The organism is Agrobacterium sp. 22-221-1 (assembly GCF_053522445.1).
This window is the reverse complement of the sequence record NZ_JBNWCL010000013.1, coordinates 1-25,759: the sequence shown is the minus strand read 5'-3', so window position 1 is coordinate 25,759 and position 25,759 is coordinate 1. Positions and strand designations below refer to the sequence as shown.

Below are 25,759 nucleotides of genomic sequence, written 5' to 3'. Positions count from 1 at the left end.
ATATTCAACATTTTATCACATTTTAAAATCTGAAATCAATATTAGTCTTGATTTTTCTCAAAATTCGATAATAATCTGATGTACTTCTGCGATTAAAGCCGGGGGCATTGGGAGTGTCGCCGCGGGAGGCTCATCGCTATGGTAGCATCGGAGGATGAGCGCAACTGTATGTGTTGAGCGCGTTGGGGCCCTTAGGTTCGGCGAAGCTCGTGTCATGCGCGACGACGTGTTTTTTGGGAGGAAATCATGACGACAGGATTGCAATTCACACGCCGCAAGGCGCTCGGACTTTTCGCGGCCGCACCGCTGGCCGGTTGGGCCGGAAAAGGGCGCACGGCCAGCTCGCCGATAAAGATCGGACTGGTGCTGACCATGTCCGGTCCTTTCGCGTCGAGCGGCCAGATCATGGCCAATGCGGCGAAACTCTACCTTGAAACGGAGGGCAAAGCGCTTCTGGGCGATGTTCCGGTCGAACTCGTCATCCGCGATGACGGGGGCGCCAATCCCGATGTCGCCAAGCGGCTAGTGCAGGAACTCGTCACCCGTGATGGCGTGCAATACCTCGGCGGTTTCCAGTGGACGCCGAACGCCAATGCAGTCGCGCCACTGCTCAACAAGGCCAAGGTGCCCTGTGTGCTGTTCAATGCGTCGGGCGCCAACACGACCCAGCTTTCACCTTGGTATGCGCGCACGGCCTTCACCCATTGGCAGGTCAACCAGCCGCTCGGGGAATGGGCTGCGGGAACGCGCGGCTTCCGGCGCGCCTATTTGCTGACGACCGATTTTGCGCCCGGCCACGATGCGGAGGAATCCTTCACCAGAGGCTTCACGGCCAAGGGTGGCGAGATCGTCGCATCGGTGAAAATGCCGCTTCAAAGCCCGAATTTCGTGCCCTTCCTGCTGGCCGCCAAGGAAAAGAAGCCGGATGTGGTCTTTGCCTTCCATCCGGGCGGCGTGCAGGCTTCGGCCTTTATGCGTGCCTGCCAGGAAGCGGACCTTCGCGGCGCGGGCATCCAGCTCATTGGTCCCGGAGATCTGACGAGCGATGAGGAACTGCCGAATATCGGCACTGCCGCACTCGGCGTCATCACCGCCGGTCAATACAGCATGGCGGGCGAGCGCCCGGCCAACAAAGCGTTCGTGGAGGCGTGGAAGGCGACCTACGGCTTCTCGCCCGTGCGGCCCAACTACATGGCGGCTGGCGCCTATGACGGAATGCACCTCATCTGCGCCGCCATTGCCGCAACGAAGGGGCAGGCCGATGCCGCCGCCGCCATTGAGGCGATGAAGACCTTCAAAGCCGACAGTCCGCGCGGGCCGATCTCGATCGATCCCGAAACCCGCGACATCGTCCAGAACATCTACATCCGTGAGGTGCGGGAGGCCGCAGGAGAACTCACCAACGTCGAGATCGAAACGATCCCGGATGTGAAGGATCCCTGGAAGGCCGAACATCCTCTCTGACGGAGGCTCAACTATCGGGAAGGAGGGGCCGATGAACATTTTGGTCGATATTGCATTTCAGTCGCTGGCTTATGCGAGCGTTCTCTATCTAATATCCGTGGGGCTGTCGGTCACGTTGGGTCTCATGGGGTTCGTCAACCTCGCGCATGGCGTCTTCGCCATGGCGGGCGGCTATATGGCCGCCATCGCCATTGCCGGGGGCGTGCCATGGCCGGTCATGCTCGTCGCTGCGCCCATCGCGGTGGGAATTCTCGCCGCCCTTGCCGAGAAACTTCTTTATTCGCGGCTCTATGGGCGCTCCGAACTCGATCAAGTCCTGTTCTGCATCGGCCTGATCTTCATCGTCGGGGCGTTGGCGCGGTTGTTCTTTGGGCCGTTGATGCGCCCCGTGGGCGTGCCGGAAAGCCTGGTCCAGAATGTTTCCATCGGCCCCTTTTCCTTCTATCTCTACAAACTGGTGGTCATCGGCATCGGTGCGCTGACCGCCGTTCTCATTCTGCTGGCCCTTGAACGCACCCGGATCGGCGCCATCATCCGTGCGGCTGTCGAAAACCGGGGCATGGCGGAATCCATCGGCATCAGAACCCGGTTCGTCTTTACCGCTACCTTTGCCTTTGGCGGGGCACTCGCCGCGCTGGGGGGCATGCTGGGCGCCGATGTCTTCGGGCTGAACCCTTCCTATGCCTTCGATATTCTCGTCTATGTGCAGATCGTGGTGGCCATTGCCGGCCTCGGAACCCTCAAGGGGTCGTTCATCGCGGCACTTTTCGTTGGCGCCATCCAGACTCTGTCGGCCTTCTACCTGCCGTCGCTCGGCACCATCATCCTATTTCTCTCCGTCTTCGTCCTGCTGCTTGTCCGGCCGAGCGGTCTCTTCGGAAGGATATGACGCATGAACATGCCCGTTTCCCCTTCACCTCGCATTTCCACGCCAGCCTTTCGAGATACTCTGCGTGAGAAGCATCGCATCAGGGTCAGCGAGGGGCTTATCCTGCTGGCGCTGGCGGTGGTGCCGCTGCTGGGCGAACACTATTATGCGCTCGGCACGCAGATCCTCGTTGCCGTCATCTTCGCTCTCTCGCTCGATCTTCTGGTCGGCTATGCTGGTATCGTCACGCTCGGCCATGCCGCCTTCTTCGGGGTCGGCGCCTATGCGGCGGGTATTGCTTCGCAGCGCGGCTGGGGCGAACCACTCAGTGGGCTTCTCATCGGTGGCATCGCCTCCGCCGTGGTCGGCTTGGCGGTCGGCGCCATCGTGCTCAGAACCTCGCGCTTCACCCTGCTCATGCTGACCCTTTGCACAGTCTTCCTGTTCAGCGAGATTGCCAACAAGGCAACATCGATCACCGGCGGCGTTGATGGCCTGCTCGGCATAGAAACATGGCCGGTTCTCGGCCTGTTGGAATTCGATCTCATGGGTGAGACGGGCTATTATTTTTCCGCGGCGGTTTTCCTTCTGGTCTTCGCCGCCGTTAGACTGCTGGTGCGTTCACCACTTGGCCAATCCATCATGGCGATCCGTGACAATCCGGGCCGCGCTGCGGCCATAGGCATGGCAGTTCTGCCCCGGCAATTGCTGATCTTAACCGTTTCCGCCTTCCTGGCCGGGCTGGCGGGTGCGCTTCAGGCAGAGGTCAACCAGTTCGTAGGCCTCAAGGATATCGGCTTCGAGCTTTCCGCCACCATTCTCGTGATGCTAGCACTCGGCGGTTCCGGTCGCCTTTACGGCGCGATCATCGGCCCGTCAGTCTATCTCATCGCCCAGGATTTCCTGTCTAGGGACAATCCGGTTATGTGGCAGCTGTGGCTCGGCATCATTCTCGTCGGTCTCGTGCTGTTCGCGCCGGGCGGTCTTGTCCGTCTGCTCGTCCGTATTAAGGAAAGGCTCAGCCAATGAGCGCTCTCGAACTCGCCAACCTGACGATGAAGTTCGGCGGTCTCGTTGTTACCAACGACGTTTCCCTCTCGCTCGAAAAGGGCGCGCGTCATGCGCTGATTGGCCCAAACGGCGCTGGAAAGACGACGCTTATCAATCTCATCACCGGGCGGCTGACGCCGCGCAAGGGCAGGATATTGCTGGGGGGCGTAGATGTCGTATCGCTGCCGCAGCATCGCCGCGCCCGCATGGGTCTTGTGCGGAATTTCCAGGTCACGAATCTATTCGCGAGTTTTACAGCGCTGGAAAACATCGCGCTGGCGGTTTCGGAAAGGGAGAGGCTTGGCCTGTCACTTTCCGTCTGTCACGGTTTTCCGGGCAAGGTGGTCGCTGAAGCCGAGGATATTGCCCGGCGCATGCGGCTGGGCAATGTAGCACCCGTTGCCGTGCGCGATCTGGCCTATGGCCAGCAACGGCTGGTGGAGCTGGCCGTGGCCATGGCCTTGCGGCCCAGGGTGCTGCTGCTGGATGAACCGGCTGCCGGGCTTCCCGCCGCCGACCACGACACAATCCTCGGCGCGCTGGAAGAACTACCCGACGACATAGCCGTACTGCTGGTGGAGCACGACATGCCGCTGGTGTTCCGCTTCGCGCGCCAGATCACGGTTCTAGCCGAGGGCACCGTCATCGCCCGGGGAACGCCTGAGGAAATCCTCCACGACGCCAATGTGCGCGCAGCCTATCTAGGGAACAGATCATGGTGACCGACGTCATACTCGATGCCCGCGACATCGTCAGCGGCTACGGTCCAACCCGGATCGTGGACGGGGTTAGCCTTTCTCTACCAATTGGCGGAGGGCTTGCGCTTCTCGGGCGCAACGGCGCGGGAAAGACCACGCTGATCTGTACCCTCGCTGGCCGTCTGTCGCTAAAGAAAGGCAGCATTCGCCTGAAAGGAACCGAAATAGGTGCGTTTTCGCCAAGCCTACGCTGCCGGAGCGGAATTGGCTTCGTTCCGCAGGAGCGGCAGATCTTCGCGACACTGAGCGTCGAGGAGAACCTTCGCGTCGCCGATCTCGGTGGCAACTGGACGCTGGAGCGGGTCTACGATCTCTTCCCGCGGCTTGCCGAGCGGAGGCAGAATGGCGGTGGGCAGTTGTCTGGCGGCGAACAGCAGATGCTAGCGATTGCGCGAGCGCTAATGAGCGATCCCGCGTGCCTCTTACTTGACGAGCCATTCGAGGGATTGGCCCCCGTCATTGTCGATATCCTTCTCGACGTTCTGATCCGCCTTCGCCGAGAAAGCGCCATGGCGATGATCATCGTTGAGCAGCATGCAAGAATGGCCCTCGAGATTGCCGAGCAGGGGATCGTGGTGGAACGCGGTCGTGTAAGAGCTCGCGGATCTCGAGACCAATTATTCGAACGATGGGATGAGATCGAGGATATGCTTGCGGTAGCGCACTAAGATCCAATATATTACAACCTATTTAAATCCAAATATCGTGACTTCTCGGACGTGAATACGACTGTACTTAGGTAATCTCTACATCATGCTCCGGCCCGTGGCTGCCAGTCCCAAAAGCTGATAGAAAAACGGAGGTCGCCCTGTTGACGGCAGCCTGACGAATTCGTTCGTCAGGCGTGACGTCAAGTCCCCATAGCTGACGTTCAACTATACCTGCGTCGCAAAGAGCTTTGAAATAAAGGCTTGTCTCGCGAACGTCAGATTTTACGAGTTTGCCGGAATCTAACAAAGCTCCAATTGTGTGCTCGATAGCATCCAAGGTTCTTCGGGCGCCATTCTCATAAAAGATGCGGCTCAGATGTGGATGTCGTCCTGCTTCTCCCATGATGAGGCGATTAACCTCAATCACATACGGTCGCGTGACCAATGCAAGATACGCCACTCCCACTTGCTGAAGTGTATCAAATGCATCCTCCTGAAGTTTGGCCGCCTCGATTTGTTCGATACCTCCCTTTCCAACATGTATGACGAAGGCTTCGAACAAAGCCTCTTTTGCGGGAAAATAGCTATAAAGCGTCGCCTTGGACGCACCTGCTTCGGCCGCAACGGCCTCCATCGTCACTGCACCAAACCCTTTTTCAATAAAGAGCTTCCCCGCGGATTCCACAAACTTTAGCCGCTGGTCTTCAGTCTTTCTTCGCATTGCAGCATTCCCGTACGCTGGGCCTGACGGCCAGGCTGCATTTAAAACTGAACGGTATAGTACAAATAACATTGACAGCGATCAAGCCTTCCTATAACTGAACGATAACGTTTAGATATGGAGATTGTGGTTGGATTTCGTTGCTACATCGTGTGACCTTAGTGAAGGCGTTGGGCGAGCCTGCTCCCCACCTGCTTGCACGCCGACTAAGCGCTCCGATATCCGGCCGACAGAGCGCCCTCCCGGTCGCCCCTTGGAGTTCGCCATGCGGACGACGATTGCCGGGCTGCTGGCCCTGGCTGCCGCGCAAGAGGTCGGTATTGATCATCCATGGTGGGCGGCGATGACCGTGTGGCTAGTTGCCCAACCAACCCCGGGCCTACTCCTTGAACGCAGCCTGGCGCGGTTGGTCGGTACGATCTGTGGCGCCACTGTCGGCGCTTCTATCCTGACTTTGTGGATGGATAATTTGCTAATCGCATCGGGTGTACTCGCCGCTTGGCTAGGGCTTTGCGCCGGACTTGGTACGATTTTCCGCCATTTCCGCAATTATGGTTTTGTACTGGCCGGCTATACGGCAGGCATCGTTGTCATGCTCGGTCTAGATGGTGGTGTCGCGGATGGCGCGCTGGCCCAGGATCGTATCCTTTGCACACTTATAGGCGTCGCTTCTTCGGCGGCGCTATCGTTTCGGGCGTTGTCGTCACGGGATGACGGCGCCGAAATGATGGCCCGAAACCTGCTAGAGCGGGTGATCCTCCGGGTGGAAAGCGATCTTCACGGCTACGAACCGGCTTCAGATCCTTCACTTCTTTCGGAAATTAGTGCTTTCGATCGCGCTCTTGATCAATTCGCAGCAGGATCTTTGCGCCGTAGAGCCGATGCCCTGCGCCTGCGCTACATATCCGGTGCGTTGCTGGAATTGATCGCGTTGACAACGCCGGGACAGGGCAACCGTCCTGCCCCTAACCTTGAACCGCGCGCTCCAGGGCAGCATGCGTGGCACCTGGCTCAGAGCGCAACGGCGAGTGGTCGGTTGGCCCTTGCTCACACCTTATGTGAGCTCGCGGCGGCGCTGGAACCCAGCCCCTGGTCGGCAAAGACCTATTTCTGGTTCGATTTTGATTTTGCTGCCATATGGCGCGCTGCGGCACGGCCCGTGTTAGCGCTGGCGATCGCGGTTGCAGTCTGGATCGGTGTTGACTGGCAAGCCGGTGCGATGATGGCGATGACTGCCGTTTTATTTACCTCGCTTTTCTCTGATCATGATCATGGAAATCATATGGTCATTCAGGTCCTACTTGGCACAGTTGTTGGTGCAACCGCGGGATCCCTGGTGCGCCTCTATGTTTTACCGCATGCGGACAGCCTGTTCCTAACACTCTTCAGCATCATGCCATTCCTGTTGATTGCAGCCTGGCTGATGCGTCAGTCGGCGACAGCTAAAATGGCCATCGACATGGCAATGACGTTTCTTCTGACCGCGCAGCCGGGAAGTGCGCCCACGGCAACTGGCATCGTATTGTCAGAGGCAGCGGCGATCGTCTCTGGTGTTATGATAGCTGTTGCTATTTTTTGGCTGGTTCCTTCGACACCTGCGCTTCGACGCGACGCACTGGCACGCCGTGTCGCCCGGCTGACGAAATACATTGCCGAGGCCGCCGAAGGAAAGAATTTGGCAGCCTATTTCCAGCGCCTGCGCAACGCCCATCTGCGGCTGCTTGATGTCACAGAGGCTGATAGCGCTCTCTTCAAGGCAACGCAGGTCTGCGTCGCAGCTGCAGGTAACGTTCGCGAATATCAACAGGAATCCGCGCGGAACGCCGCCACGAAGGCCAGCGTCGCTCTGGATGCCCTGATCGCTTCGAATAACAGGAGGACACCCAATGCCTGATTACCAAACGACGAGCCAATTCGCCGGCCAATACATTGCCGGTCGCTGGCGAGCCGGTCGAGCAGGAAGCACGATCGTCGATACAAATCCCTATAATGGCGAGCTTCTTACAGAAATTCCCTGCGCTTCACGTGAGGATCTCGACGAGGCCTATCGCACAGCAGCCGAGGTGCAGATCGAATGGGCACGGCTACCACCGGGCGACAGGTCTGCCATCATGTATCGCGCAGTTGAGGTCATTGAGCGGCGCCATGCCGAAATCGTCGATTGGCTCATCGCTGAATCGGGAAGCACACGGATCAAGGCCGAGATCGAATGGGCCGCCGTTCGTGACTGCACATTGGCAGCTGCGACCATGCCGGCCAGGGTCGCCGGACGAATCCTGCCAACCGATATTTTAGGAAAGGAAAGCCGGGTCTATCGCAGCCCAATTGGGGTCGTCGGGGTCATCAGCCCCTGGAATTTTCCGATGCATCTTTCAAATCGATCCATTGCTCCGGCGCTGGCAGTGGGCAACGGAGTGGTGATCAAGCCGGCAGAAGACACGCCGGTGACAGGCGGTCTTCTAATTGCGAGCATATATGAGGAAGCAGGCTTGCCGGCTGGTCTCCTCAACGTGGTCGTTGGCGACGTTAGTGAGGTTGGCGACGCTTTCACTCTTCACGAGATCCCGAAGTTTATTTCCTTCACTGGCTCAACGCGTGTGGGCCGGCGTATCGGCGAACTGGCGATGAACGGTCGAACCCTTAAGCGCCTCGCGCTGGAACTCGGCGGCAATGCTCCGTGCGTTGTCCTCGACGACGCAGATCTGGACCGTGCAGTGTCTGCGGCGATCGTCGGACGATTCATGCACCAGGGCCAGATCTGCATGAGCACCAACCGCATCATCATCGAGGCCAAGCTCTACGACCGTTTCGTCGAGGCCTTTGTTGATCGGGCACGCAATCTCAAGGTGGGCGATCCCGATGATCCCGATACTGCGATTGGCCCGCTCATCAACACCAAGCAATTTAGTGCAGCTATTGGACATATCGAGAAGGCACGCACTGCCGGTACCCGCCAGCTTCTGGGGGAGGCCCCCGCCGGCCTGGTCTTGCCGCCGCAGGTTTTCGTGGACGTCGACAACGCGTCCGAACTGGCTCAAACTGAGCTGTTTAGTCCCATTGCACCTTTGATACGCGCCGCCAACGAAGGCGAGGCGCTACGCATGGCGAACGCAGTAGAGTTTGGTCTTTCAAGCTCCGTGTTCACCGAAAATGCCGCCCGAGGGCTGCGCTTCGCCAAGAACATTGAAGCCGGCATGACCCACATCAACGATATTTCTCCCAATGACGATCCGAACACGATGTTCGGTGGGGAGAAAAACAGCGGGATTGGCCGCTTTAACAGCGACTGGATCATCCAGGAACTGACCACCGATCATTGGATCAGCGTGCAGGAAACACCACGCGCTTATCCATTCTAACCCTCACTTCATCAAAAGCGAAAGGAATTCATTATGACAATGTCTTTTCCGGAAATCCCTGAGTTCACCGGCCTTTATAAGCCCAGCCGCGTCGAAACGCAGATTTTCGACCTCGAGATCGAAGGTGATCTTCCCACGGAAATCAACGGCACCTTTTTTCAGGTGTCGCCAGATTCTTACTATCCCCCCATGCTGGGCAAGGACATTTTCTTCAACGGTGATGGCCTAGTCTCGGCGTTCAAGTTCGACAAAGGCCGTGTCAGCCTGCGCCGTAGATATGTCCATACGGACCGGCTGGTAGCGCAACTGCGCGAAAGACGTTCCCTCAACGGGGTCTATCGAAACGTCTTTACTAACGATCCGCTGGCTGCCGAGAACAACACCACTGCCAACACAACAGTTCTCTATCACGCTGGCGTGTTGCTGGCTATGAAGGAAGACGCACTTCCTTACGCCCTTGACCCAGAGACACTCGAGACGATCGGTATTTGGGATTTCAACGGCCAAATCAAATCCGCAACCTTTACCGCGCATCCAAAAGTGGATCCCGACAATGGCGACCTTCTTTGTTTCGCCTATGAGGCTAAAGGAGATGGTACCCCTGATATCGCCTATTTCGAGATCGACGCGACGGGAAAACTGAAGAAGGAAATCTGGTTCAAGGCTCCCTATGCCGCGATGATCCATGACTTTGCGGTTACCGCCCGGCACGTCGTCTTTCCACTCATTCCGCTAACCGTTGACGTCGAGCGGATGAAGGCCGGCGGCCAACATTTCGAATGGCAACCTGATCTCCCCCAGCTCTTTGGCGTCCTTCCTCGCGACGGCAGCGCTGAGGATGTCATGTGGTTTCATGGACCGAAGGACGGGTTCCAGGGCCACACCCTCAATTCGTATGAAGAAGATGGGATGCTGCAGGTCGACATGCCTGTCACGACCGGCAACATTTTTTACTTCTTCCCGCAGGCCGACGGCTCACTTCCACTCCCGGAGACGCTCAGCTCACAGCTGATGCGCTGGTCATTCAATCTCAATGGTCCGGGAGATTCCGGTACAGACGAACATGCGATCCAGCCAAGGCCCATCACCTCATTTCCTTGCGAGTTTCCGCGCTGTGACGAGCGTTTCACAGGAAAACCGTATGAACACGGCTTCGTTCTTGCATTCGATCCCACGCTGCCTTTCGATGAGAGCCTTGGCGAGCGACCGTTTCAGTTCTTCAACCAGCTTGCTCATGTCAACGTCAAGACCGGAGAGACGGATGCCTGGTTTCCGGGAAACGCTCAATGCTTTCAGGAGCCTATTTTCGTACCGCGCTCGGAGGGTGCGCCAGAAGGCGATGGATACGTCATCTCACTCCTGAACCATCTCAACGGTGATGATACCGAATTGGTCGTGCTTGACTCCCTGAAAATGGCTGCGGGACCCGTTGCACGGATCAAGATTCCGTTTCGCCTGCGCATGTCTCTGCACGGAAACTGGACCCCTGCTGCGGCCCTGTCCGCTTCAGAAAAGCCCGTCTGATCAGACCCTCGTTGTCGTGCGCCACGCCAGAGCCGTGGCGCACGGTCGCACCTCCAAGTCGCTGCAACGCTCGCATCGTGCTTGGCCGCAGAACTTACCGTTGATTTTCATGCTCGTCTTCCGTTCGAGCGCTTCCAAAAGGAGATTGTCATTGTTTATTGTCCATCGTCCTGCGCATCATGTGCGGTGCCTCGGCTTGCTGGCGGCGATGGGAGCCGCGTTTCCGGCTTTCACTTCGAGGCGTGTCACATAGATATCCATGTAGAACACACGCCTTCAACGGATGTGGCGAATGTTGAGTTGGATAACCAGGAAAAGATGACCTTGTTCTCCGGCAATTTACCGGTCTTCGCGTCGACGTTTTCAATTCCGAAGATTTTCTGGCGGGCGCTGATTGTCTCCGCTAACCCGGCATGACTATCAGCTGGCGCCAGAAATGAGGCGGCGGATAAGCCTGCTAAAATGAAGCTGCGCATCATGGGAACTCTCCTCCAGAGTTTATGTTCGAATCATTCTTTTGCCGCAGGCGAGGCTGTCTCAATCTTCCTCCACGAAGACCTTGTCGCGTTTCGAACGTATGGCCGGTAGCAAGGCGATGACTATGCAGGCCAACCCGACCGCCAGAAGGCTTGCCGCGATCGGATTGGTAACGAACACCATCGCGTCTCCTCGCGAGATGATCATCGCGCGTCGGAGATGTTCCTCCAGGAGCGGCCCAAGAACGAATCCAAGTAGCAGCGGTGCAGGCTCGCATCCCATGCGGATCAGAAGGAAGCCGAGCACCCCGGCGACGATGATCGCATATACGTCGAACGGATTATTATTAATCGAGTAGCAGCCGATGGCGGCGAACACCACGATAGCCGGAAACAGCATCCGGTAGGGGATAGTCAGCATCTTAACCCACAGGCCAATCAACGGCAGATTAAGGATCACCAGTAGCAAGTTGCCGATCCACATCGAGGCGATGATGCCCCAGAACAGCGCGGGCTGGCTGTTGATAACGTCTGGACCAGGCGTGATCCCTTGAAGGATGAAAGCCCCTACGATCAACGCCATGACGGGATGGGCGGGAATTCCAAGCGTCAGGAGCGGAATAAATGATGTCTGGGCAGCTGCATTATTAGCGCTCTCCGGACCTGCAACGCCCTCAATTGCACCATGACCGAATTCCTCCGGATGCTTGGACAGGTTCTTTTCCGCCGAATAGCTGGCAAAAGAAGCGAGCACGTGGCCACCGCCAGGCAGGACGCCTAAGACGGAGCCTAGAGCGGTGCCGCGGATGACCGGACCGACGACGCGGCGAAAATCCTCCCGACCGAGCCATAGGTTGGTAACACGTTTGACGCCGACCTCTCGTTCGTGTTCGTCTTGAAGGTTGCGGAAGATTTCAGCCACGCCGAACACGCCGACCGCGATGGAAACGAAGTTGATCCCTTCCGTCAGTTCCATTTGCCCGAAGGTGAAGCGTTCCTGTCCGGTATAGATATCCTGACCGACCGTGCCCAACAGCAGGCCGACGACAATCATGCCGAGTGCCTTGAGAACCGAACCGTGTGCCAGAGAAATAGACACCAGAAGACCCAGCACGATCAGGGCGAAATATTCGGGAGCGCCGAATTCAAGGGCCACGGCGGCGAGTGGCGGCGCCGCAATGGCCAGAAGCAGGGTTGCGACGCATCCGGCAAAGAAAGAGCCGAGCGCAGCCGTGGCGAGTGCTTGTCCGGCCCGGCCCTTTCGGGCCATTTGATAGCCATCGATCGCCGTTACGGCAGACGAGCTTTCGCCCGGCAGATTGATCAGAATTGCCGTCGTCGAGCCACCGTATTGCGCACCATAATAAATTCCCGAGAGCATGATCAGCGATGTCACCGGCGAAAAGGTGAAGGTGATAGGCAGGAGCATCGCGATGGTTGCAGTCGGCCCGATCCCGGGCAACACGCCGACCAAGGTACCGAGGAGCACGCCGACGAAACACCAGACGATATTGACTGGCGTGAGCGCCGTTTCGAAGCCGAGCGCGAGATTGGAAAGAAGGTCGAACATGGAATGTACCTCAGCGCCCGAAGAATGGTCCAAAGGCCGGCAATGCGACCGCAAGACCGATCTTGAAAATGATGTAGCAAAGCACAGCCATCACCAATGCCATGACCGCTGCGGACAAGAGAGAGTTCTTTCGCGAAGCCAGGGCGGTCATGAAAGTGCAGATCAGCACGACGGGAATGAGGCCGAGCGGACGTGCGCCAGCCCCGAATACGGCCAGTGCCAGACAGACGAGCACAAGTGCGCGCCAGGAGACCGTGCCGTCGCTTGCCTCCGGCGCCTTGCGCAATCCGCCGATGACCGTAAAGAGGCCGAAGACCCCCAGGAGTGCGGCCAACACCACGGGAAAGAAACCCGGGCCCATCTGGATCGCTGTACCGAATTCGTAGCGAGATCCCTGGATCAAAAAAATCGATGCTATGACGATGAAGGTGCCGCCGGCAAACACGTCGCGGCGGCTCCTTGTTTCTTGTCCCATCATCTTCTTCCTCCTCCGACAGATGCCCTTAAAGGATCAAAGAATATTCGATCCTGCGATGGCTTCGCAGACGGCGTCGGTGACTTGTTGCGTGTTTGCAGTTCCGCCGACATCGGGCGTCAGGATGCCAGCCTCGGTAACGCGCTCGACAGCTGCCATTAGCCGCGCGGCGGCATCCTTCTCGCCGAGATGTTCGAGCATCTGTGCTGCCGTCCAGAACGTGGCGATCGGATTGGCGATGCCCTTGCCGGTAATGTCGAAGGCAGATCCGTGGATCGGCTCGAACATCGACGGGAAACGGCGTTCAGGATCGATGTTGCCGGTCGGAGCAACCCCGAGCGAACCTGCAAGCGCGCCGGCGAGGTCGGACAGGATGTCGGCATGCAGGTTGGTGGCGACGATGGTATCGAGGCTCTTGGGGTTCAGCGTCATGCGAACCGTCATCGCATCGACCAGCATCTTGTCCCAGGTGACGTCGGGAAACTCCTTTGACACTTCCGCGGCGATCTCGTCCCACATCACCATGCCGTGGCGCTGGGCGTTGGATTTGGTGACGACGGTCAAGAGCTTGCGCGGCCGCGACTGCGCGAGTTTGAAGGCATAGCGCATGATGCGGGTGACGCCGACGCGGGTGAAGATCGCCACTTCCGTGCCTACTTCCTCCGGCAGGCCCTTGTGGGCGCGACCGCCATGACCGGAATATTCGCCTTCGGAATTCTCGCGCACGATCACCCAGTCAAGGTCGCCCGGGCCGCAATTGCGCAGGGGAGGAGTGATGCCCGGCAGGATCTTCGTAGGGCGCACATTCGCATACTGGTCGAAACCCTGGCAGATCGGCAAACGCAGACCCCAGAGCGTGATGTGGTCGGGTACGTCGGGTGCGCCGACGGCACCGAAATATATGGCGTCGAACGTCTTGAGCGTCTCCAGCCCGTCGGCGGGCATCATGACGCCGTGCTTCTTGTAATAATCCGAGCCCCAGTCGAAGGTCTCCGAGTGGATCTTGAAGTCGCCGCTGCGCTTCTCCAGTGCTTCCAGCACCTGCAGCCCGGCTGCAATCACTTCAGGGCCGATCCCATCAGCAGGAATGGCGGCTATCTTGTATTCTCGCATGGTGATTTCTCGAGTTAGGAACGAACAAGCGGTGAGAGCGTGCAAACAGGAATGCACGCCCTCTCCAAATCCGCGTCAAGGGTGCAGACGAGGCCAGAACTTGAATGTCTTATTTGCCGGTTTCGCTAACGATCTTGGTCAGTCGTTCGACTTCAGCTTTGAATTTCTGATCAAGTGCGTCAGGCGTCGCCAAGTCTTCCGACACCGGGACCGTGCCGAGGCTGGCGAACCGCTCGACTACGACAGGATCCTTTAGCGCGGTTTTCAATGCTTGGGAAAGTTTGCCCCGGACAGAAGCCGGCGTACCCTTTGGAGCCCAAAGGGCGTGCCACGCGCTTAATTCGAAACCTTTTAGTCCGCTCTCGTCGACAGTGGGAAGATCGGGAAGAACGTCTATCCTCGCCCTGGTCGTAACAGCATAGGCGAAGACTTCCTTGGCCTTGATTTGCGTTGTTGTATTTGTCGTTTGATCGCAGGCAAGATCGATGCGTCCACCGATGAGATCCGTCATCGCAGGGCCCATACCCTTATAGGGAACGAGTGTGATTTTGGTCGCCAGCGCATCCTGCAGAAGGCGCCCGCACAAGTCCGAAACGGCACCCGTACCAGCTGTGCCGAAGGTTACCACTGGTCCATTCTTCTTCACGTAGCTGACCAGATCGGCAAACGTCTTGGGCTCAAGGTTCTTGCGTCCGACGATGGTCATCGGAACTTCGGTAATCAGACCTACGCTTGAGAAGTCGTCGATAGGTTTGTAGCTCAGGCTGGGATAAAGCGCTGCGAACGTCGCCACACCAATATGATAAAGCAGGAGCCGGTATCCATCGGGCTCTGCCTTGGCAACATTCCCCGCTCCAAGCGATCCCCCGGCACCGCCCATGTTTTCGACAAGAACCTGCTGACCAAGTGTCTTCGACATGGATTGCGCAACGAGGCGTGCGACCGTGTCGCTTGGCCCCCCGGCTGCGGCGGGTACCATGATGGTGATGGGCTTGTTCGGAAAATTTTCCTGAGCGGAAACGAAGGAACCCGAGGTTGCCAACATAATTCCTGCCAGGTTCAATAGGGTAGTCTTCATCGCGTCTTCCTCCTCAAGAGCGCGCCGGAGTGCCTCCACACTCCGATCCATGCCAGCTTGCATGCAAGAATAAATTTAACAACTCGCGTCCGTTTGTCAACCGCGATATACTCACTATAAATTTTGCGAACTGGTAGGAATAGTGATGATCAAAATGGATGAAACTCTCGGTGTCGCTCCGCGCGACCCTGAATATGACGCGGCTCACGAAACCGAGGGCGCCGGTAGGGTGTCGGCGGCGTACAACGCCATCAAGGCTGCCATCCGCTCGAATGTTTTCCCGTCCGGATATCAGGCCGCGGAAATTGAAATTGCGCGCCAGCTGGGTATGAGCCGAACGCCCGTTCACGAGGCTATGGCCCGTCTCCAGGAGGATGGACTCGTTCGGATCCTTCCGAAGAAGGGCATCATTATCTGCGCTTTGTCCCCTGCGGATATCGAAGAAATATACGAAGTCATCATTGCGCTGGAGGGTGCGGCTGCGACCCGGCTGGCGAGGCTCCCTGATGACGAACGTCGGTCAGTCGTTCGATCTCTTACCCGATCAACTGAATCCATGGTCAGGGCAATAGAACGAAATGATCTCGCGACATGGGCGGCGGCTGACGAGGAATTCCATGAGACGCTCGTGTCGCGGTGCGGAAACCGTCGCCTCATGCGGATGGCCGGGACGGTTTCCGATCAACTCCATCGGGCTCGGATGTTTACGCTTAACCTTCGACCGCGCCCTGTTCACTCTTCTGACGAGCATTTTGAAGTCATCAGGGCGATCGAACAGGCTGACGCTGCTGCGGCGAGCAGGGCAGCCCGCAAACACCGTGAACATGCCCACGACGCTCTCGTCCCGTTGATTGACCGCTTTAATCTGCGGAACCTTTAGCTGGATCCGACCTGAGCAACGCGCAAGTTATTGGTGCTGCCGGGTTGGCTCAGTGGGAATCCCGTGACAATCACGATATTATCGTTCGTTCTTGCCAGGTTTGTATCCAGCACCGCCAACCGCGCCCGTTGAATCGATTGTTCATAGTCATGCACGTCCTCCGACTGCAGGCTGACAACACCCCAGAAAAGGTTGAGTTGACGTGCGACCTGCAGCGATGGCGTAAGGGCAAGTACCGGCAACGGAGGCCGAGAACGGGAGATCCGCGATGCGGTCGTACCACTCGCCGTGTAGGCAACAAGAACGGGCGCCTTGACCGCTATAGCAACACCGGCTGCTGCGGCGGCAACCGCATGGGGCGGCGACTGTACGACCTGCGGCTCCGTAGCCTCAACTATCAGTCGATAATGTTTGTGCTGTTCTGTCTTTTCTATGATGCGGCTCATCATCTCGACAGCTTCGATCGGATAGGAACCGGTGGCAGATTCCGCCGACAGCATCACTGCGTCCGCGCCGTCGTATATTGCGCCGGCGACATCCGAAGCCTCCGCCCGTGTCGGCGTCGGTGCCGAGACCATGGAATCCAGCATCTGCGTTGCGACGATCACCGGCTTTGCCGCCATCCGGCAAGCGCGGATGATCTCCTTCTGCTTGCCGGGTACGTCCTCCGGAGGGATTTCGACGCCGAGGTCGCCGCGTGCAACCATGATCGCATCCGAAAGTGCGACGATATCGTCGATCTCGTCCAGCGCAGATGGCTTCTCGATCTTGGCGACGAGCCCGGCGCGGTTGCTGACGAGCGAGCGTGCCTCGATCATGTCGCGCGCCTTCTGCACAAATGAAAGCGCGACCCAATCGACCCCAAGCTCAAGGCCAAACTCGAGATCTTTCCGGTCCTTCGTGGTCAGCGGCGATATGTCGAGTACCGCACCTGGGACGTTCACACCCTTGCGGTTGGAAATCGGGCCACCGACAATTACCTCGGCATCGAGATGTTCGTCATCGATGCTGATGGTGCGTACCCGCACCCGGCCGTCATCGATCAGCAGATCGTCACCCGGCCTGACCGCTGCAAAAATCTCGCGATGAGGGAGCGGGATATCCATCAGGCCATTGCCGGGCTCCGTGCCGCAGACGAAGCGAATGGCAGCACCCTTCTGGAGGTCGAGACGACCATCCTCCAGTACACCGATACGGATCTTCGGTCCCTGGAGGTCCTGGAGGATGCCGATCGCCGTATCGAACTCCTTCTCCATCGCCCGGATGTGGCGATAGACGGCGGCATGATCGTCACGGCTTCCGTGGCTGAAGTTGAGCCGGAATGTATCGACGCCTGCATTGAAAAGTGCTTTCAGAATTTCGGGCGAATTGGAGGCCGGCCCGACCGTTGCGACGATCTTGGCCCTGCGATTGCTGCGAATGAACATGGTGTTTCTATCCGATCAGGATGGCGCGAATGTCGTTGACGTTGGTAAGCGTCGGCCCGGTGACCACGAGGTCGCCGATCGCCTTGAACGCGGTGTAGCTGTCGTGGCCCGACAGGGCCGCGCGCGGTGTGACGCCGGCCTGGCGCAGGCGGGATAAGGTTGTCGGCGTAACGATGGCTCCGGCGGCGTCCTCGACACCGTCTATCCCGTCCGTGTCGCCCGCGATCGCCCAGATGCTGTCCGCTTCATTCAGGCCGATGGCGAGACTGAGCAGGAACTCGGTGTTGCGCCCGCCGCGGCCTGTGGCGTCAGGCGGAAGCGAGACAGAGGTTTCACCGCCGGACAGGATGACAGCTGGACCGTCAATCGGGTTGCTATTCTGCTTTGCAGATAGCGCGATCCCGGCAAATACGGTACCGACTTCCCTTGCTTCCCCCTGCAGCGCGTCGCCAAGGATCAAGGACTTCAGTCCGTGGGAGCGGGCGGTTTGTGCAGCGGCAACAAGCGCCATGCCTGGTGAGGCGATCATCCTGACCTCAGAATTCCGGCTGTCCGGACCTGCGGCTGCACCGCCATTGGCAAGGACCTCAACGGCTGTCTCGGGAAGGTTCAGACGATACCGGCTGACAATTTCCCTGGCCTCATCCACGGTCGTCGGGTTTGCGACCGTCGGACCGGAAGCGATTTCGGATGGGTCGTCACCCGGAACATCGGAGATGACCAGGCTGACGACACGGGCGGGGTAGGCGGCCTGTGCAAGGCGGCCGCCCTTGATCGCAGAAAGCTGTCTGCGCACGGTATTCATTTCGGAGATGGTGGCACCGCTTGCCAGGAGCGCCCTGTTAACCGCCTTCTTGTCATCGAGCGTCATGCGTCCTGCAGGGGAAACGAGAAGAGAGGATCCGCCCCCTGAAATCAGGGCAATCACCAGATCGTCCGCTCCGAGACCGCCCACCGCTGCCATGATACGGGTTGCTGCCTCGACGCTCATTGCATCAGGAACCGGATGGGATGCTTCGATGATTTCGATACGCCCGGAAGGTACGGCGTGGCCGTACCGCGTAACAACGATCCCGGTGAGATCCACATCGCTCCAGGCGGTATCGAGAGCCGCGGCCATTGCGGCCGAGGCCTTGCCGGCGCCGATCACGACGCAGCGACCCTTGGGCCGTTCCGGCAGGTGGGATGCGACCACCTTGGCCGGATCGGCGCTTGCAACGGCTGCGTCGAAGATGCGACGCAGCACATCGCGGGCGGACGCATCGTTCCAGATCATTCCGCGGCAACCAGAATATTCGATCCTGCGATGGCTTCGCAGACGGCGTCGGTGACTTGTTGCGTGTTTGCAGTTCCGCCGACATCGGGCGTCAGGATGCCAGCCTCGGTAACGCGCTCGACAGCTGCCATTAGCCGCGCGGCGGCATCCTTCTCGCCGAGATGTTCGAGCATCTGTGCTGCCGTCCAGAACGTGGCGATCGGATTGGCGATGCCCTTGCCGGTAATGTCGAAGGCAGATCCGTGGATCGGCTCGAACATCGACGGGAAACGGCGTTCAGGATCGATGTTGCCGGTCGGAGCAACCCCGAGCGAACCTGCAAGCGCGCCGGCGAGGTCGGACAGGATGTCGGCATGCAGGTTGGTGGCGACGATGGTATCGAGGCTCTTGGGGTTCAGCGTCATGCGAACCGTCATCGCATCGACCAGCATCTTGTCCCAGGTGACGTCGGGAAACTCCTTTGACACTTCCGCGGCGATCTCGTCCCACATCACCATGCCGTGGCGCTGGGCGTTGGATTTGGTGACGACGGTCAAGAGCTTGCGCGGCCGCGACTGCGCGAGTTTGAAGGCATAGCGCATGATGCGGGTGACGCCGACGCGGGTGAAGATCGCCACTTCCGTGCCTACTTCCTCCGGCAGGCCCTTGTGGGCGCGACCGCCATGACCGGAATATTCGCCTTCGGAATTCTCGCGCACGATCACCCAGTCAAGGTCGCCCGGGCCGCAATTGCGCAGGGGAGGAGTGATGCCCGGCAGGATCTTCGTAGGGCGCACATTCGCATACTGGTCGAAACCCTGGCAGATCGGCAAACGCAGACCCCAGAGCGTGATGTGGTCGGGTACGTCGGGTGCGCCGACGGCACCGAAATATATGGCGTCGAACGTCTTGAGCGTCTCCAGCCCGTCGGCGGGCATCATGACGCCGTGCTTCTTGTAATAATCCGAGCCCCAGTCGAAGGTCTCCGAGTGGATCTTGAAGTCGCCGCTGCGCTTCTCCAGTGCTTCCAGCACCTGCAGCCCGGCTGCAATCACTTCAGGGCCGATCCCATCAGCAGGAATGGCGGCTATCTTGTATTCTCGCATGGTAGATCTCCTATTCATGTGTCAATGTTGGACAGTAGCTTCGACGTTCTTTTCGCCGGCCTTCCGGGCGAGGAGAAGGGTTATAAACGCCGAGACCACAAGAAGGGCAGCGACGAAGTAGAGTCCGCCCGTAAAGCTTCCGGTGGCATCTTTGATCCAGCCGATCATCGAAGGGCCCACAAACCCGCCGAGATTGCCGATAGAGTTGATGGTGGCAATCCCTGCCGCAGCAGCCGGACCCGAAAGGAACAGCGTGGGCATGCTCCAGAGCGGAGGCTTCGAGCAGCTAATCCCGATATTGACCAGCGTGAGAGCAATAAGGACCGCAAAGATAGTGGTTGCGCCGGTCGCAAAAGCCAGACCTGCTGCGGCCAACAGACACGCTCCGACAACATGCCACGTGCGTTCGCCGGTCTTATCGGAGTGCCGTGCCCAAAGAACCATCGCCACTACCGCGAAGACAGCGGGAATAGCATTGATAAAGCCGACCTGAAGCGACGACAGGCCGAACTGTTTGATGATCTGCGGTGCCCAGATACCGAGCGTGTAGAGGCCGGCCGAGGTGCCGAAATAGACGAGCGAAAGTGCCAGAACACGGATATCGGCCAGTCCGGCGAGAATGCTGTGGCTCGACTTGCTTGCTTTTGACGCCTGTTCAGCGTTCATGGTCTTGACGAGCCAGTCACGCTCCTCCGCTGTCAGCCATTTGGCCTTTTCCGGACGATCGGTCAGATAGAAAAGGACGACGACGCCGAGGATGACAGCAGGTGCAGCCTCGATCAGGAACATCCACTGCCAGCCTGCAAGGCCAAGCAACCCGTGCATTTCCAGGAGCGCGCCGGAAATTGGCGATCCAAGCGCGGTCGACAATGGAGCTGCGGCCATGAAGATCGCTGTTACTGCCGCGCGGCGCCGTGCGGGAAACCAGAAACTCAGATAAAGAATAATGCCGGGAAAAAAGCCTGCTTCGGCGATACCGAGCAGGAACCTGAGCGTGTAGAAACTGGTAACCCCTTGCACAAAGGCCATGCACCCGGAAATGATACCCCAGGTGATCATTACTCTGGCGATCCAGATACGCGCGCCGACCTTGTTCAGGATAAGGTTGGAGGGTACTTCGAAAAGGAAGTAACCGAGAAAGAAAATACCGGCACCCACGCCGAATACGGTCGACGAGAAACCCAAGTCCTGGTTCATCGTCAATGCTGCAAAGCCAATGTTCACGCGGTCCAGAAACGCTATGAAGTAGAGCAGCATAATGAAGGGTACGATACGAAAAGTGATTTTGCGCAGAACACGCGCTTCAAGGTCGCCGGTCATAGCGAGCTCCTCCCAAGTTAACTACAGCGCCTCCTGCGCCTTCTGTTGACCGTAGTGACGACTTTCCCTCTATCCAATCCTCAAATAATTATATAAAAATATGGAATAATGGAGGAGATTATGGAACTTGAGCAACTGCGATGTTTCGTTGCTGTCGCGGAAGAACTGCATTTCGGTCGTGCCGCTCAGAGGATCGGGCTATTGCCTGCCTCACTTGGCAGACATGTGAAGTTATTGGAAGCGTCGTTACGAACGCCTTTGCTCAGTCGAACGACGCGCAACGTTGCCCTTACCGAGGATGGAGTTGTTCTTCTCGAAGAGATTCGGCCGATTCTCACACGGCTTGAGGAGCTTGAACAGCGGTTCAGAGCGGAACGGCACAGGCCGAGCAGTGTCCTGAGAATTGGCGCGATCGACAGCGCAGCGGCAGGCCTGATACCGCAGATCCTCCACGATCTGAAGGCAGAAAGGCCTGAACTCATCGTTCACCTCGTTGAAGACAAATCGATCCGTCTGGTCCCCAAGCTTCTTGCCGGAGGATTGGACCTCGTGTTCATCCGACCACGCGAGGGGTTGAGCAGGAACATCAACGTGAAGACGCTTCTGGAAGAATCGGCCGTGGTAGCGCTCCCGGAAAACCATCCATTGGCCAGCAGAGCCGACATCACGGTGCGGGACCTCGTCGACGAGCCTCTCATCGTGCCGGAGCGTCGCTCCAGGCCGCACAGCCACGATCTTACCTTTGAAATTTTCTCGGATGTCGGCCTTCGTCCGCGAATTGCACAAATGGCGGACGAGAAGCAAACGATCATCAATCTGGTTGCCGCTGGTATTGGATGCGCCGTCGTACCACGCTGGACCTCGAAACTCACGATTTCCGGCGTGCGCTATGTGACGCTGAAGTCTTCCGACGGTCCCCCACTAAAGACATTGCCGCTTGCGGTCGCCTGGATGAAAGCGGTGCGGGATCAAGATCGAGACGCCGTTTTGGAATTGCTCGACAGAAAACTCAAACAGTATTCGGCACTGTGACACCCGAGTTGACGAAGTGACATTGTCCAGCCGTCACGGAAGCCCGCACACGACCCAGGCGACTTCAGCCATCAGAAGACCGGGTTGTCCTTCCATAGGGTACCCGCGACAGTCTGGTCATATCCGTCGGCAAATACAGCACGCATATAGTCGGTATTGAAAGGATCGAATATGCTGTAAGGGATTTGTTTGTCGATCGAGGCAATCCTCAATCGAATGTTCGTTCTTTGACTGTGGTTATAGAGCGCGAGCAGAGCTTGCTTCGTCTGGGATTTCACCATCGTCGCGTAGGACCTGCCGGCCACCGCGATTGTCGAGTTATTCGTTGTCGCGAATTCTGGCATCAACGCGTTGTTTATAATCACATAGATTTCAAGCTGCTTCTTGTCGGGAAGGCTGGGTTTGCCCGGCGATGCGAGCATATTGTCGGGTAACCCGAAAAATTGCATGGAGGCACCACCATCGGAATGCAGTTCTTCGATCTGCTTTGCGCCGGACTTTGCCTTGACAGCCACCGCGGGAAAGACACCTGGTATGCTGGCGGAGGCGATCAAGATGTTTCGGAAAAGCGCCAGAGAGTCGGGGTTGCCGCTGTCCGCGATCGCACCCATGTTCCAAACGACGCCGCGCTGTGAGTCGAGATTGGTCGTCAAGACAAACAGCCTCCTTCCACGGCGATGTTCGGCTGCGACCTGTCGGAGGATATCGCTTGTGATGTATTCTGATATCACCTGTCGCAAGCGTTCGCCCTTAAGGATGCTGGTTCCCAAGAGACCAGTTCCCAACCATCGCGCGTCTACGAGTTCCTTCGCCTTTCCACCAGTGTAGAGGTCGGCGAGAGGCTTATCATATGCCGAGCCGAGGAAAGCATACGGTGCTATAAGCGCCCCGGTACTAACCCCGGTGACCACATCGAATACAGGTCGGGTATGTTGCCTGCTCCATGCCGACAGGACACCGACTGTGAATGCTCCCCCTGACCCTCCGCCGGAGAGGCACAGAACGTCGAGGCTCTTTCCGCCTGTCAGCGGTAACCACCGGGTCTTGTCTCCAAGACTACTAGGCGGGGCATCAGCATATGCGCGAATATCGTCGAAGCCGTCGATCTGTGCAACTGATGCTTCACCGGCGGTATAGATGGTACGAGGCGTCGTTACGCAACCGGAGCCAGATAGCGAGATTGCAAAAGCCAGTGACAGGGCAAAGTGGCGGTGTCTAATCCGGGCGGCTAATCGATTGTCTAACCATGAAGACAGTCTTTCAACGCGTGATCGTCCGGCTAAAGGCGGATTTTTCCAGGTAAATATGGCCGGCCATTTCTTTGCGAACGATTGATTCATTCATTCGAATACCATTGAGGAGCGTCAAAAATTATAAGGTCGCCCGGCTCAGGAACGCCTTCATCTTCTGCTGCATCTCCTCCAATGGTGACAAATTTGTGTCGTTTTTCGTGGAGCAGGGCGTGGCGATTCAAGATATGCAGTGCTATGGATAATTTGCCGCTCGCGGGTGCTGCTGGAAAGGGCGGCCGCCGTCATCCCCTTGGCAACATAGTTTCACGGGTAATGTCCATTATCATTCTCCAACGTCATTCAGACCGATCTTGCTCTACCGTCGCATAATCGGGCTCGAAAGGTTGGACGCGCTGCATTTCACGCTTGTTGAACAACAACTTCACGACATCCGGGCGAGAGTAATGGCCAGCGGGATCATAGGCTGCCTTGGCGACGCCGATTGATCCGAGATTGACCTCCGCATAGACGATCCCTTCTTCCGTCTCGGGTATCGGCTGTGCTAACGGCGCCCCGTCCGGCCCGAAAATCATCGTGAAGCCGCCACCTTCAAGGAGCAGGTTCTGCTTTGCCGGTGTATCGACCAGCATCTCGATCATTGCCTTGGACACGGTGGCGCATGGTGCAAGAACATAGGTTCCGCCTTCAAGCGCATAAACCTGACTGGCAGCGAGATTGGCCTCTGCGCTCAACTGAAACGCCGCACCGCGATAAACTGAGAAGCTTGGCCAGCTCGCAACGTGAACCTGCTCGTTCTGGGAATACATTGCATATTTCGAGAGCGGCTGAACGTGTTCGGCACAGCACAAAGCGCCCAGACGCCCCAACCGGGTGTTATGGACGGCCAGATGCGAACCATCGCCTTCGCCAAACACGGTACGTTCCGCATGCGTAGGCTTCAACTTCCGCCGGTTGGCGATCGTGGCGCCTTTGTCATCGATGATTGCCTGTGAAATATACAGCGTGCTGCCAAAGCGTTCGACATAACCCATGACGAGATGGATGCCATTGTCGGCTGCTGCCTTCTGCAGCTTTTCATAATTGGCGTCGCCCACTTCCATGGCGTTGGCGAAATACCTTTCCAAAAATTGCATGCCCCAGGCTGGGGAATCAAGCCAAATCCACCAAGGATAGCCCGGTAGCCAGACCTCCGGAAAGGCGACCAAAGACGCACCTTCGCTTGCGGCTTGCTCAATCAATGAGATTGCCTTGTCCACCCCTTTTCCAAGATCGAGAAATTCCGGCGCGGCCTGAACAGCCGCCACTTTATACTGCGCGGTTATCATATTTGTCTCCCTTGTTCCGTGTCTCAGACAAGCACATCGCATGAGGAGCTGCTTGGCCAAAATGGCCAATTCTGTTGGGGGGAATGGCCATCTGGCCCAGTCTTTGCTTCCCGTCTTCCAGCGAAATATTCGGAGGGGTCAGTCATGCAAGCAACGCCCAATGCGCTCGATGTTTGGAAAGAAAAGATCTGGTCAACTTATGTTCGCCTTGAAAGCAAAAGCGAGGCTGCCGATTTCTACGGCGAAGTCAGAGAGTTCTTTCGGGGAGCCGATAGTTTGAGCATCGTGGACTCGACAGCCCAGCTTACCGAGCGCACATCCGAGCATATCCGCGCCGATGGCCAAGAGGTGCTTCTGATCGCATTTCAGATCGAGGGCCAAGGGGTCGTGCGTCAGGACGACCGGGTTGCTGAAACAAATCCTGGTGAATTCGTCTTCTACGACAGCGCGAGATCCTATCGGCTGGGATTCAAAGGCCCTTTCAAGCAGATAGTGCTTCGCGCTTCGCATGAAGCGCTGGCATCCTGGTCCCCTGGACTGCGAAAACTGAACGCCCGGACCTTTCAGGCGCGGGAGGGAGCGAGCGGCGTGGCACTCGACTTTCTCAAAAGTCTCGCACGACGCGTCACTCAGATCAGTCCTCAGGAACTGCAAACGATAGGAGGCATTGCAAGCGATCTTGTCGTTAACGGAATTCTTTCCCAGGCCAACGAGTTACCTCCTCGTCATCGACTCTTCGAAAGATTGTGCGACACAGCCGCCTGCGAGGTCAGAAATCCAGACTTCGGGCCTTCCGACCTTGCACGGCTCGCTGGTATGTCACCCCGGTCGTTAAGGCGGCTTTGCGCTGAAAACGGAGCCTCGCCTGTGCAAGTCATACTTCAGGCGCGGCTGCGGGGCGTAAGGAGAGATCTTGCCGCGGGATCGAAAGCGCGACGATCTGTCACTGATATAGCTGTTGATTGCCACTGAGAACTGACCCGGCGTTTCCACCGAGAATTGACCCGCCTGTTAGGTATGTTTCGGGTCTGCGGTCGTGGTCAAGTTCCTCGTTT

General features: G+C 57.8%; 23 protein-coding genes. 11 read left to right on the top strand and 12 right to left on the bottom strand.

Annotation, left to right across the window (positions count from 1 at the left end):
* Positions 1 to 246: 246 nt before the first annotated feature.
* Genes ACQZ5N_RS18660 through ACQZ5N_RS18640 form a run of 5 tightly spaced genes read left to right on the top strand, consistent with a single transcriptional unit; the run spans position 247 to position 4,808 of the window.
* The gene (locus tag ACQZ5N_RS18660; protein ID WP_425644137.1) at positions 247 to 1,464 is read left to right on the top strand and encodes an ABC transporter substrate-binding protein; all 1,218 of its coding nucleotides are present in this window, start codon (positions 247 to 249) and stop codon (positions 1,462 to 1,464) included.
* 31 nt (positions 1,465 to 1,495) lie between these two features.
* A complete protein-coding gene (locus ACQZ5N_RS18655; protein WP_425644139.1) occupies positions 1,496 to 2,353 on the top strand; it encodes a branched-chain amino acid ABC transporter permease in 858 nt (285 codons plus the stop codon).
* A 3-nt stretch (positions 2,354 to 2,356) separates the two neighbouring features.
* Positions 2,357 to 3,361, top strand: a complete 1,005-nt coding sequence (locus tag ACQZ5N_RS18650) for a branched-chain amino acid ABC transporter permease (RefSeq protein ID WP_448733745.1) — start codon at positions 2,357 to 2,359, stop codon at positions 3,359 to 3,361.
* The gene (locus tag ACQZ5N_RS18645; RefSeq protein WP_425644142.1) at positions 3,358 to 4,104 is read left to right on the top strand and encodes an ABC transporter ATP-binding protein; all 747 of its coding nucleotides are present in this window, start codon (positions 3,358 to 3,360) and stop codon (positions 4,102 to 4,104) included. Before ACQZ5N_RS18650 ends, ACQZ5N_RS18645 begins: the two co-directional genes overlap by 4 nt.
* Positions 4,098 to 4,808, top strand: coding sequence for an ABC transporter ATP-binding protein (locus ACQZ5N_RS18640; protein WP_425644143.1), 711 nt, complete (start codon positions 4,098 to 4,100; stop codon positions 4,806 to 4,808). Before ACQZ5N_RS18645 ends, ACQZ5N_RS18640 begins: the two co-directional genes overlap by 7 nt.
* A gap of 67 nt (positions 4,809 to 4,875) precedes the next feature.
* Here ACQZ5N_RS18640 and ACQZ5N_RS18635 read toward each other — a convergent pair whose 3' ends face one another.
* Positions 4,876 to 5,511: a TetR/AcrR family transcriptional regulator gene (locus ACQZ5N_RS18635; protein ID WP_448733744.1), complete on the bottom strand. Its 636-nt coding sequence runs from the start codon at positions 5,509 to 5,511 to the stop codon at positions 4,876 to 4,878.
* Positions 5,512 to 5,776: 265 nt separating this feature from the next.
* Here ACQZ5N_RS18635 and ACQZ5N_RS18630 point away from each other — a divergent pair, with 265 nt between their 5' ends.
* The 3 genes from ACQZ5N_RS18630 to ACQZ5N_RS18620 are packed head-to-tail and all read left to right on the top strand — an operon-like array spanning position 5,777 to position 10,394.
* A complete protein-coding gene (locus ACQZ5N_RS18630; RefSeq protein WP_425644146.1) occupies positions 5,777 to 7,405 on the top strand; it encodes an FUSC family protein in 1,629 nt (542 codons plus the stop codon).
* On the top strand, positions 7,398 to 8,870 hold the full coding sequence (locus ACQZ5N_RS18625) for an aldehyde dehydrogenase family protein (protein WP_448733743.1): 1,473 nt from the start codon (positions 7,398 to 7,400) through the stop codon (positions 8,868 to 8,870). The genes ACQZ5N_RS18630 and ACQZ5N_RS18625 overlap by 8 nt, the downstream gene beginning before the upstream one ends.
* A 33-nt stretch (positions 8,871 to 8,903) precedes the next feature.
* On the top strand, positions 8,904 to 10,394 hold the full coding sequence (locus ACQZ5N_RS18620) for a carotenoid oxygenase family protein (protein ID WP_425644148.1): 1,491 nt from the start codon (positions 8,904 to 8,906) through the stop codon (positions 10,392 to 10,394).
* Positions 10,395 to 10,639: 245 nt separating this feature from the next.
* Here the strand turns inward: ACQZ5N_RS18620 and ACQZ5N_RS18615 are convergent, their stop codons facing one another.
* The 5 genes from ACQZ5N_RS18615 to ACQZ5N_RS18595 form a co-directional block, all read right to left on the bottom strand.
* Positions 10,640 to 10,873 carry a hypothetical protein gene (locus ACQZ5N_RS18615; protein ID WP_425644149.1) on the bottom strand — a complete coding sequence of 78 codons (234 nt, stop codon included), beginning with the start codon at positions 10,871 to 10,873 and terminating at the stop codon, positions 10,640 to 10,642.
* 58 nt (positions 10,874 to 10,931) lie between these two features.
* Positions 10,932 to 12,440 (bottom strand): tripartite tricarboxylate transporter permease, encoded by a 1,509-nt coding sequence (locus ACQZ5N_RS18610; protein ID WP_425644150.1) that lies wholly within the window; start codon positions 12,438 to 12,440, stop codon positions 10,932 to 10,934.
* 10 nt (positions 12,441 to 12,450) lie between these two features.
* A complete protein-coding gene (locus ACQZ5N_RS18605) occupies positions 12,451 to 12,918 on the bottom strand; it encodes a tripartite tricarboxylate transporter TctB family protein (RefSeq protein WP_448733742.1) in 468 nt (155 codons plus the stop codon).
* A gap of 33 nt (positions 12,919 to 12,951) precedes the next feature.
* The gene (locus ACQZ5N_RS18600; protein WP_425644153.1) at positions 12,952 to 14,028 is read right to left on the bottom strand and encodes a tartrate dehydrogenase; all 1,077 of its coding nucleotides are present in this window, start codon (positions 14,026 to 14,028) and stop codon (positions 12,952 to 12,954) included.
* Between the two features lie 109 nt (positions 14,029 to 14,137).
* Positions 14,138 to 15,106 (bottom strand): tripartite tricarboxylate transporter substrate binding protein BugD, encoded by a 969-nt coding sequence (locus ACQZ5N_RS18595; RefSeq protein WP_425644155.1) that lies wholly within the window; start codon positions 15,104 to 15,106, stop codon positions 14,138 to 14,140.
* A gap of 145 nt (positions 15,107 to 15,251) precedes the next feature.
* Here ACQZ5N_RS18595 and ACQZ5N_RS18590 point away from each other — a divergent pair, with 145 nt between their 5' ends.
* Positions 15,252 to 15,986: a GntR family transcriptional regulator gene (locus ACQZ5N_RS18590; RefSeq protein ID WP_425644156.1), complete on the top strand. Its 735-nt coding sequence runs from the start codon at positions 15,252 to 15,254 to the stop codon at positions 15,984 to 15,986.
* Here the strand turns inward: ACQZ5N_RS18590 and pyk are convergent.
* The 4 genes from pyk to ACQZ5N_RS18570 are packed head-to-tail and all read right to left on the bottom strand — an operon-like array spanning position 15,983 to position 21,094.
* On the bottom strand, positions 15,983 to 17,413 hold the full coding sequence (gene pyk, locus ACQZ5N_RS18585; RefSeq protein WP_425644158.1) for a pyruvate kinase: 1,431 nt from the start codon (positions 17,411 to 17,413) through the stop codon (positions 15,983 to 15,985). The two genes, ACQZ5N_RS18590 and pyk, sit on opposite strands and share 4 nt — an antisense overlap.
* Before the next feature lie 7 nt (positions 17,414 to 17,420).
* Positions 17,421 to 18,689: a glycerate kinase type-2 family protein gene (locus ACQZ5N_RS18580; protein ID WP_425644160.1), complete on the bottom strand. Its 1,269-nt coding sequence runs from the start codon at positions 18,687 to 18,689 to the stop codon at positions 17,421 to 17,423.
* On the bottom strand, positions 18,686 to 19,774 hold the full coding sequence (locus ACQZ5N_RS18575) for a tartrate dehydrogenase (RefSeq protein ID WP_425644161.1): 1,089 nt from the start codon (positions 19,772 to 19,774) through the stop codon (positions 18,686 to 18,688). Before ACQZ5N_RS18575 ends, ACQZ5N_RS18580 begins: the two co-directional genes overlap by 4 nt.
* Positions 19,775 to 19,795: 21 nt before the next feature.
* Complete coding sequence (locus ACQZ5N_RS18570) at positions 19,796 to 21,094, bottom strand: MFS transporter (protein ID WP_425644162.1); 1,299 nt, start codon at positions 21,092 to 21,094, stop codon at positions 19,796 to 19,798.
* 120 nt (positions 21,095 to 21,214) lie between these two features.
* Between ACQZ5N_RS18570 and ACQZ5N_RS18565 the strand changes: the two genes are divergently transcribed.
* Positions 21,215 to 22,126: a LysR family transcriptional regulator gene (locus ACQZ5N_RS18565; RefSeq protein WP_425644164.1), complete on the top strand. Its 912-nt coding sequence runs from the start codon at positions 21,215 to 21,217 to the stop codon at positions 22,124 to 22,126.
* 71 nt (positions 22,127 to 22,197) lie between these two features.
* On the opposite strand, the gene ACQZ5N_RS18560 is transcribed toward ACQZ5N_RS18565, so the two are convergent.
* Together ACQZ5N_RS18560 and ACQZ5N_RS18555 are read right to left on the bottom strand one after the other, a co-directional pair.
* Positions 22,198 to 23,466: a patatin-like phospholipase family protein gene (locus ACQZ5N_RS18560; RefSeq protein WP_448733741.1), complete on the bottom strand. Its 1,269-nt coding sequence runs from the start codon at positions 23,464 to 23,466 to the stop codon at positions 22,198 to 22,200.
* Between the two features lie 248 nt (positions 23,467 to 23,714).
* The gene (locus tag ACQZ5N_RS18555) at positions 23,715 to 24,704 is read right to left on the bottom strand and encodes a carbon-nitrogen hydrolase family protein (protein ID WP_448733740.1); all 990 of its coding nucleotides are present in this window, start codon (positions 24,702 to 24,704) and stop codon (positions 23,715 to 23,717) included.
* 144 nt (positions 24,705 to 24,848) lie between these two features.
* Here ACQZ5N_RS18555 and ACQZ5N_RS18550 point away from each other — a divergent pair, with 144 nt between their 5' ends.
* Positions 24,849 to 25,676 (top strand): AraC-like ligand-binding domain-containing protein, encoded by an 828-nt coding sequence (locus ACQZ5N_RS18550; protein WP_448733739.1) that lies wholly within the window; start codon positions 24,849 to 24,851, stop codon positions 25,674 to 25,676.
* The last annotated feature ends 83 nt before the right edge of the window (positions 25,677 to 25,759 follow it).

Coding starts and splice junctions, on each gene's coding strand:
- ACQZ5N_RS18625 (WP_448733743.1), top strand. CDS start 7,398: ATGCCTGATTACCAAACGACGAGCCAATTCGCCGGCCAATACATTGCC.
- ACQZ5N_RS18595 (WP_425644155.1), bottom strand. CDS start 15,106: ATGAAGACTACCCTATTGAACCTGGCAGGAATTATGTTGGCAACCTCG.
- ACQZ5N_RS18570 (WP_425644162.1), bottom strand. CDS start 21,094: ATGACCGGCGACCTTGAAGCGCGTGTTCTGCGCAAAATCACTTTTCGT.
- ACQZ5N_RS18620 (WP_425644148.1), top strand. CDS start 8,904: ATGACAATGTCTTTTCCGGAAATCCCTGAGTTCACCGGCCTTTATAAG.
- ACQZ5N_RS18555 (WP_448733740.1), bottom strand. CDS start 24,704: ATGATAACCGCGCAGTATAAAGTGGCGGCTGTTCAGGCCGCGCCGGAA.
- ACQZ5N_RS18560 (WP_448733741.1), bottom strand. CDS start 23,466: ATGAATCAATCGTTCGCAAAGAAATGGCCGGCCATATTTACCTGGAAA.
- ACQZ5N_RS18635 (WP_448733744.1), bottom strand. CDS start 5,511: ATGCGAAGAAAGACTGAAGACCAGCGGCTAAAGTTTGTGGAATCCGCG.
- ACQZ5N_RS18600 (WP_425644153.1), bottom strand. CDS start 14,028: ATGCGAGAATACAAGATAGCCGCCATTCCTGCTGATGGGATCGGCCCT.
- ACQZ5N_RS18550 (WP_448733739.1), top strand. CDS start 24,849: ATGCAAGCAACGCCCAATGCGCTCGATGTTTGGAAAGAAAAGATCTGG.
- ACQZ5N_RS18615 (WP_425644149.1), bottom strand. CDS start 10,873: ATGATGCGCAGCTTCATTTTAGCAGGCTTATCCGCCGCCTCATTTCTG.
- ACQZ5N_RS18575 (WP_425644161.1), bottom strand. CDS start 19,774: ATGCGAGAATACAAGATAGCCGCCATTCCTGCTGATGGGATCGGCCCT.
- ACQZ5N_RS18605 (WP_448733742.1), bottom strand. CDS start 12,918: ATGATGGGACAAGAAACAAGGAGCCGCCGCGACGTGTTTGCCGGCGGC.
- ACQZ5N_RS18590 (WP_425644156.1), top strand. CDS start 15,252: ATGATCAAAATGGATGAAACTCTCGGTGTCGCTCCGCGCGACCCTGAA.
- ACQZ5N_RS18565 (WP_425644164.1), top strand. CDS start 21,215: ATGGAACTTGAGCAACTGCGATGTTTCGTTGCTGTCGCGGAAGAACTG.
- ACQZ5N_RS18655 (WP_425644139.1), top strand. CDS start 1,496: ATGAACATTTTGGTCGATATTGCATTTCAGTCGCTGGCTTATGCGAGC.
- ACQZ5N_RS18630 (WP_425644146.1), top strand. CDS start 5,777: ATGCGGACGACGATTGCCGGGCTGCTGGCCCTGGCTGCCGCGCAAGAG.
- ACQZ5N_RS18645 (WP_425644142.1), top strand. CDS start 3,358: ATGAGCGCTCTCGAACTCGCCAACCTGACGATGAAGTTCGGCGGTCTC.
- pyk (WP_425644158.1), bottom strand. CDS start 17,413: ATGTTCATTCGCAGCAATCGCAGGGCCAAGATCGTCGCAACGGTCGGG.
- ACQZ5N_RS18580 (WP_425644160.1), bottom strand. CDS start 18,689: ATGATCTGGAACGATGCGTCCGCCCGCGATGTGCTGCGTCGCATCTTC.
- ACQZ5N_RS18640 (WP_425644143.1), top strand. CDS start 4,098: ATGGTGACCGACGTCATACTCGATGCCCGCGACATCGTCAGCGGCTAC.
- ACQZ5N_RS18610 (WP_425644150.1), bottom strand. CDS start 12,440: ATGTTCGACCTTCTTTCCAATCTCGCGCTCGGCTTCGAAACGGCGCTC.
- ACQZ5N_RS18650 (WP_448733745.1), top strand. CDS start 2,357: ATGAACATGCCCGTTTCCCCTTCACCTCGCATTTCCACGCCAGCCTTT.
- ACQZ5N_RS18660 (WP_425644137.1), top strand. CDS start 247: ATGACGACAGGATTGCAATTCACACGCCGCAAGGCGCTCGGACTTTTC.